The 7,467-nt window shown below is 72.0% G+C and carries 6 protein-coding genes; 3 read left to right on the top strand and 3 right to left on the bottom strand.

Annotated elements, in window-relative coordinates; genetic code table 11:
* Positions 1–65: 65 nt before the first annotated feature.
* The 3 genes from ACFWPI_RS33695 to ACFWPI_RS33685 form a co-directional block, all read right to left on the bottom strand.
* Complete coding sequence (locus ACFWPI_RS33695) at positions 66–2,069, bottom strand: amino acid transporter (protein ID WP_380380753.1); 2,004 nt, start codon at positions 2,067–2,069, stop codon at positions 66–68.
* 237 nt (positions 2,070–2,306) lie between these two features.
* Positions 2,307–3,929, bottom strand: coding sequence for a multicopper oxidase family protein (locus tag ACFWPI_RS33690; RefSeq protein ID WP_380380755.1), 1,623 nt, complete (start codon positions 3,927–3,929; stop codon positions 2,307–2,309).
* 98 nt (positions 3,930–4,027) lie between these two features.
* Positions 4,028–4,438 (bottom strand): DUF6153 family protein, encoded by a 411-nt coding sequence (locus tag ACFWPI_RS33685; protein ID WP_380380757.1) that lies wholly within the window; start codon positions 4,436–4,438, stop codon positions 4,028–4,030.
* Between the two features lie 198 nt (positions 4,439–4,636).
* Between ACFWPI_RS33685 and ACFWPI_RS33680 the strand changes: the two genes are divergently transcribed.
* From ACFWPI_RS33680 to ACFWPI_RS33670, 3 genes are all read left to right on the top strand, one after another.
* Complete coding sequence (locus ACFWPI_RS33680; RefSeq protein ID WP_380380759.1) at positions 4,637–5,038, top strand: hypothetical protein; 402 nt, start codon at positions 4,637–4,639, stop codon at positions 5,036–5,038.
* Between the two features lie 3 nt (positions 5,039–5,041).
* Positions 5,042–6,958: an alpha/beta hydrolase gene (locus tag ACFWPI_RS33675; RefSeq protein ID WP_380380761.1), complete on the top strand. Its 1,917-nt coding sequence runs from the start codon at positions 5,042–5,044 to the stop codon at positions 6,956–6,958.
* Between the two features lie 101 nt (positions 6,959–7,059).
* Positions 7,060–7,467 (top strand): transposase (locus ACFWPI_RS33670; RefSeq protein WP_380380763.1); only part of this gene is annotated, 408 nt, incomplete at its 3' end.

The following is a 7,467-nucleotide window of genomic DNA, read 5'->3' as shown; positions in this document are numbered from 1 at the left end:
CCCCTCAGGCGGGCCGCCGGGGCGCCCCCGGCGGGGGGGGCCCGACGACGTTGTGCGGCGGAGCGTCAGCCGACGTGGACGCGCGGGCGGCGGCTGCGGTCGGGTTCGGCCTCGCGCAGCACCTCGCGGGTGACCGGGGCCACCTCGCCCTGGCCGAACAGGAAGAACCGCAGGAACTGGGCGAAGGGGTTGCCCTCGGTCCACTCGAAGTAGAGGTGCGGCTGCTGCCCGGTGCGGTCCCGGATGGTGAGGGCCAGCGCGGCGATCGCGTTCGGGATGCTGGAGCTCTCCAGCGTCAGCACCCGGTAGCGGCCGTGCAGCACCTCGCCGCGCACGGTCAGCTCGGTCTCGAAGTCGGAGGCGTCCCGGACGGTCACCTCGACGAAGACCAGGTCGTCCTCACCGGGGATGTCGTTGTCGGCGCGGATCTGGCGGATCTTGTCGCGGTACTCGGCGACGTCGCGGTGGGTCGGCTCGTTGGCGATGAGCCGCAGCGGGCGGTGCGCGTAGTCCCTGACGAAACGTTCCGCCACGTCGTCCAGCACCACGTCGGTGACGCGCAGCTCGAAGGCGCGGCGCAGCCGGGAGAGCAGCGAGACCAGGATGATGCCGGCGATGAAGCAGGCACCGATCTTCAGACCGTCCGGCCGCTCCAGGCAGTTCAGCACGGTGGTGTACAGGAAGATCGCCGCGATGATCGCGAAGGCGGTGGTCCAGCCCCGCTGCTTCGCCTTGTACGCGGCGATGGTGACGGCGATGGCCGCCGAACTGATCAGCACCAGCACACCGGTCGCGTACGCGCCGCCCTGGGCGTCCACGTTGGCGTCGAACAGCCAGGTGACCAGGAAGCCGATCAGGGTCAGCACGATCACCATCGGCCGCACCGCGCGGGCCCAGTGCGGGGCCATGCCGTAGCGGGGCAGGTAGCGCGGCAGCAGGTTGAGCATGCCCGCCATGGCGGAGGCGCCGGCGAACCAGAGGATGGCGATCGTGGACAGGTCGTAGACGCTGCCGAAGGTGCCGCCCAGGTACTCGTGGGCCAGGTAGGCGAGGGCGCGGCCGTTCGCGTCGCCGCCGGGCTTGAACTGGTCGGCCGGGATCAGCAGGGTGGTGATGAAGCTGGTGGTGATCAGGAAGCAGCTCATGATCACGGCGGCCGTGGTGAGCAGCTTGCGGGTGCCGCGGATCCGGCCGGTGGGCTTCTCCTCGGTGTCGTCCGGGTCCCCCTCGATGTGCGGCATCACGGCGACGCCGGTCTCGAAGCCGGACAGGCCGAGCGCCAGCTTCGGGAAGACCACCAGCGCCACGCCCACCATGATCACCGGGTTGCCGTGCTGGGCGGTCAGCGCACTGGTCCAGTCCGTGACCACGTGCGGCGCCTCGATGATCTTCCAGATGCCGACGGCCACCACGACCACGTTCAGCACCAAATAGACCGCGACCAGGGCCACCGCCAGGCCGATCGCCTCGCTGAAGCCCTTCAGGAACACCGCGCCGAGCAGCGCGACCAGGATCAGCGTGATCAGCACCTGCTTGCCGCCGAGGACGCTGGTCAGGTGCGGGTTCTCCACCAGGTGCGCGCTCGCGTCGGCGGCCGACAGGGTGATCGTGATGAGGAAGTCCGTCGCCGCGAAGCCGAGCAGCGCCAGGACGAACAGCTTGCCCTTCCAGAACGACAACAGCCGCTCCAGCATGGCGATCGAGCCCTCACCGCGCGGGCTCTCCTGCGCGACCCGCCGGTAGACCGGCAGCGCGCCCAGCAGGGTGACGATCACCAGCACGATCGTCGCGATCGGCGACAGCACGCCCGCGGCCAGCGCGGCGATGCCCGGCTGGTAGCCGAGCGTGGAGAAGTAGTCCAGGCCGGTCAGGCACATCACCCGCCACCAGCGCTGGCCCTTGTGCGCGCCGGAGTCCCCCACCTGCGCGCCGCCCTGCGAACCGTCCTGGCCGGCCTCCCCGGTGGCCGGCTTGTCCGCCGACACGCCCTCCAGCAGCCAGCCGCGCAACCGTATTCGCGCCGACGACGGTTCCGCCGTCGCCGCCTCCGTCGAACCCGACGAAACCACCTTGCACCTCTTGTTAAAGACCCCGTAAAAGCGCCGTCGGGCGACGGCAGTGCGACAGGCTATGCGACCGGCGTTAAGGACGCGTCATCGCCCCGCGTTAAGAAAACGTCATTGCTCCGCAGGTCGCGGCGGGTGGTGCGCCCGGTGGCGGCACGCCCGCGGCCGGGCGCCGACGGGCCGGCCGCGCGGCGTCGGGGCAGGGCCGCTCCCCCGCCCCGACGCCGCGTGCCGCGAAGGTCAGGCCCGGTAGCCGAGGACGGTCATCATGCCCGTCTCCGCGTGGTAGACGTTGTGGCAGTGCACCATCCACAGGCCCGGATTGTCGGCGTCGAAGTCGACGGCGAGCGTCGCGCCCGGCAGCACGATCGCGGTGTCCTTGCGGGGCCCGTCACCGGGCAGCGCGAAGGTGTGGCCGTGCAGGTGGACGGGGTGCCACATGCTCGTGGTGTTGCGGAACTCCAGCCGGACCCGCTCCCCCGCCGCCACCGGGTAGCGCTGCGCCGGGTCGTACCGGCGGCCGTTGAACGCCCAGTCGGCCTTCGCCATGCCGCCGGTGAGCTCCAGCCGCACCGTCCGGTCCGGCGCCCTGGCGGGCAGTCGCACGCTCGGGTCGGCCTTGAGCTGCGACGCGCCGAGCAGCCTGCCGTCCAGCTCCGCCGGGCGCACCGAGGCGTCCGGCGCGGCGCCGCCGCCGGTGCGCAGCAGGGCGAGTGCGGCGGCGTTCTTGCCCTCGGCGAGCGCGGTCAGCGGGAACACGCCGTCCTGGACGGTCACCAGCACGTCGTAGCGCTCGCCCATGCCGAGCAGCAGCGCCTGGGTGGTGGCCGGCTCGACCGGGAAGCCGTCGGTGTGGGTGACGGTCAGCTCGTGGCCGCCCAGCGCGACCCGGTAGGCGGTGTCGCCGCCCGCGTTGATCAGCCGGATCCGGACCCGGTCGCCGGGCTTGGCGGTGAAGGTCTCGGGCGCGGTGGCGAGCCGGCCGTTGACCAGGTGGAACGGGTAGCCGACGTCGCCCGCGTCGCCGCCGAGCAGCGCGCTGCGGGCGCCCATCAGCATCCGGGACGGGCCGGCGGCGGTGGGCGGGGCGGCGCTCGGCGCGGCAATCGGGGTGCCACCCATGGCCGCCATGTCGTGGCCGCCCATCGCCGAGTGGTCCATCCCCGCATGGTCCATCCCCGCATGGTCCATCCCGCCCATGCCCCGGGCGAGTTCGGCGAGCACGGCGTCCGGGGTGCTGCCGTCGACCCCGTCCACCCAGTCGTCCAGGACGACGACCCACTCCTTGTCGTAGCGCAGCGGCTCCCTCGGGTCCTCGACGATCAGCGGCGCGTACAGGCCGCGGTCCTGCTGGACACCGGAGTGCGGGTGGAACCAGTACGTCCCCGGGTGGGCGAGCGCGAAGCGGTACTCGAAGCCGGCGCCCGCCCGCACCGCGTCCTGGGTGAGCCCGGGCACGCCGTCCATGTCGTTGCGCAGCGCGAGGCCGTGCCAGTGCAACGAGGTGGGCTGCGGCAGGTGGTTGGCGAGACTGACGGCGAGCGTCTCGCCGACCGTGGCGCGCACCTCCTGGCCGGGCAGGCGGTCGCCGTACGCCCAGCTGCGGACGGTGCGGCCGCCCAGGTCGAGCGTCGTCTCGGTGGCGGTGAGCGCGACCTTGCGCTCCGGCCCGGGCCCTCGCCGCGCCTCGGCGGCGGCGACCTCGGGGCCGCCGGGGGCGACGAAGCCGCCCGGGGTGGTGGGGGCGGCGGCGCCCCCATGGTCCATGCCCTTCATCGGATCGGCGGAACAGGCGGCGAGCAGACCGGTGCCGGCGGCGGCGAGCGCCGCGCCGAGCACGGTACGACGGGTGGGTGTGCGCATGACGGAGTGCACCTCGTGCGGTGGGTGTGGGTGAGCAGGACGTCGCGACGGCCGTCCCGCCCGCGCCGGGGCGCGGACACGGGGCGGCCGGCGCACGCCTACTGACGCAGCACCGACAACCGGGCGAGGAGGATCCGCCCGCCTCCGGGCGGCGGCAGCGCGCGAACGGCCCGCAGCAGCCGGGCCCTCACCTCGGCGGCGACGTCACCGCTGTACCGCAGCAGGGGGCCGGCGATGAGGAGCAGCAACGTCCAGCCGACGACGACGGCCAGACACACCGTCATCGGATCCATGCCGTCGGCCGCTGCGGTGTGCACCGTCTCCTCGGCGCCCGCCGGGTGACCGGCGCTCACGGCGTGCCGCGCCGGCCCGTGGTCCGCCCCGTGCTCCACCCCGTGCCCGCCGGCGGTCGGATGGCCGAGCGTGTGCATCGCCACGATGCCGAGCAGGAGCGCCGCGAGGAGCAGCAGGCGCAGGGCCCGGGGGACGGCCGGCCGCGGCTCCGCCATCGTCCACCTCCCGACCGATCCCGCCACCAGTTACCCCCGCAGGGTATCCCGAGTCACAGCCCCCGGCCGCGCCGGGGCAGGTCGCCCGGCCCGCGCCCTCCCCGCCGCCGAAGATCGATCCGTTAGCATCCGTCAGCAGTTTGTCGACACGGACCCGGGCCGCACGCCGGTCCGGGGCTCATCAACGGGGGGAAAGACATGGCAGATCCTGATCTGGCCTTGGAGTTCAAGGTCAACCCAGCCGAACTGGACGGCTGCGGACAGAGCGCTCAGCACATCGGCGGACTCATACCGGGAGAGACCGCGAAGATCACCGACCCGTGCAACCAGGCCGCCGGAGGCCTGAAGGGCTGGCTCACCGCCGCCGCCCTCCAGAACTGCGGCACGAACTGGAAGACGCTGCTGGACAAGCTCGGCGGCGACATGGGCGACGTCGGCACCAAGCTCGCCACGTCGGCCGCCTACTACCGCCAGGTCGAGAAGGACATCCACGGGAGCATGCGGAACCCGGCCGCACCGGTCCCCGACGAACCGGACCCCTTCAACACGACCTTCGTCCCGGGCCCCGTGAAGCCCGCCGACGCGAAGGCGGCCGCGTAAGCGATGGACATCAAGACCCTCCACGACGCCGACCTCATCAACCTCACCACCGCGAAGACCGCCTTCGACACCCTGGCCACCGCCTTCGGCCAGCACGTCGAGAACTGGCAGCACGAGGTCGTCGACCGGCTGAACCACTCCCAGTGGACCGGGAACGCCGCCGGTCACGCCCAAGCCCGGATCCAGCTCCTGGAGAACGAACTCCAAGCCGCCCAACAGGAGATCGGCCTCGTCAGCAGGGCCCTGTACGACGCGGCCGAGGGCTTCGCCGCCGCCCAGGCGCACCTGATCAACGCCCTCGACGACGCCAGGACCCACAAGCTGACCGTCGCCGCCGACGGCGGGATCACCTGGGACAACGACCCCGGCTCCGCCACCTTCGCCGGCACCGACGCCGAGTCGCAGGCCCGGCAGATCAGCAGCCGGATCACGGCCGCGCTCGCCGAGGCCGACCACGCGGACCAGACGATCAGCGCCCGGCTCGCCCACCTGGCCGGCAACGCGAGCGACGGCACCGGACTCGACGCCGCCACGGCGAAGACCGACCTGGCCGCCGCGAACGCGCTCGAACAGGTCCCCGCCGCCGGCACCGACCCGAACAGCGTCAAGGGCTGGTGGAACGGGCTGACCGACGAACAGCAGCACCGGATGATCCTCAACCACCCCGACCAGGTCGGCGCCCTCGACGGCGTCCCCGCGCTCGCCCGGGACCAGGCCAACCGGATCAACCTCCAGCGCGGCAAGCAGGACCTCCAACACCAGCTCGACGGCCTCGGCCCGGAGCCGAAGCACTACCTGTCCGTCGCCGAGACCAACGGCGGGCCCGTCCAGAACCCCGACTACACGGCGTGGAAACAGAAGCGCGACGACCTCGAAGACAAGCTGAAGGGCGTGACGGCCATCGAGAACCGGCTGAACACCCCGGTCAACGCCGAACACCCGCCCACCTTCCTGCTGGGCTTCGACACCAACGGCAAGGGCCACGCGATCATCGCGGCCAACAACCCCGACACCGCCGACAACGTGTCGACCTACGTGCCCGGCACCGGCGCCCGGCTCGGCAGCATCGGCAGCGACATCAACCGCTCCGACCTGATGGTCCAGTCGGCCAACACCGCCAACAAGAACTCGAAGACCACCTCGTCGATCACCTGGGTCGGCTACGACGCTCCGCAGACGATCATCCCCGAGGCCGCGGACGACAAGTACGCGAAGAACGCGGAGGACAAGCTGCACGCCTTCGAGACCGGGCTGCACGCCACGCACGAGGGGAAGCTGTCGAACAACACCGTCCTCGCCCACAGCTACGGCACGACGACCGTGGGCTACACGATGCGGGACAAGGGCCTTCCCGTCGACAACGTCGTCCTCATCGCCAGCCCCGGCTGCGGCGTCGAGAACGCCAAGGACCTGAACATCGACCCGTCCCGCGTGTACGTGGCGCAGAGCCCGGCCGACGCGATCGGCTGGGCCGCCGCCACCGACCCCGGCGGGATGACGGACAACATCGTCGACAACGTCGCCAGCTCGTGGGGCCGACGACCCGGCCGACGCCCCTTTCGGAGTCCACTCCGTGGGAGGCAGTTGCCTGGTTCACCGGAGAGGATCGTGCGGCCCTTCCGGAGGCCCCGGAAGCCGGTTCGCCCCAGGCTGTCCTTGACGCCTTCCGTCGCCATGACCGGCTCGTTCGCACGGCACTGCTGTCCACCCAGATGGCCGCCGAACGCCGCCGGGACGCCCAGCTCTCACCACCGGACGAGTACGAGCGGACCAACACCGCCGCCGCCCAGCTGGAGCAGGTCGCACAGGCGGACCGGGGCGACCTCCTCGCCACCCGCCGGGCGCTGCGCAACCAGGGCCTCTTCCCGCCCCCGCTGCCCGCCGACCTTGCCCACATCGATCGCGAGGAAGTCTGACTAACCTGCGCGTTTCGCTTGGGGTGCTGTCCGGATCATGAGCGGGAACGCGAAAGTGCCTTCTGGGCTGTTCTGGGCTGGGATGATGAGGCTTGTCGAAGGTCTCTGTCAGCCCAGCAGGAAGGCACTTTCTACGTGCACACTACCGGGTCACGGCCCCGGCTCGTCGTCTCCACCGACGGGCGCGGGGTCGTCAACCACGCCGGATCGCGCCTGCTGGCCGATCTCGGCGATGCCACCGGCCTCGCACACGCCTTCGGCGACGCTCTGGGTCGGCTTCGTCCGCGTGGCACCGGCCACGATCCGGGCCGGATCGCCGTCGATCTGGTGGTGATGCTCGCCGACGGTGGCGAGGCGATCGCCGACCTCGCGCTGCTGCGCGACCAGCCCGAGGTCTTCGGCCCGGTCGCCTCCACCTCGACCGCGTGGCGACTGCTGGCCGGTATCGATCCTGCCGCGCTCGCAGCGTTGCGCTCGGCCCGAGCCGCCGCCCGGGAGGTCGCCTGGCTGCAG

The sequence above is a fragment of the Kitasatospora sp. NPDC058492 genome, from assembly GCF_042720685.1.
Classification (GTDB): domain Bacteria; phylum Actinomycetota; class Actinomycetes; order Streptomycetales; family Streptomycetaceae; genus Kitasatospora.
This window is presented reverse-complemented; position numbering and strand designations above follow the sequence as displayed.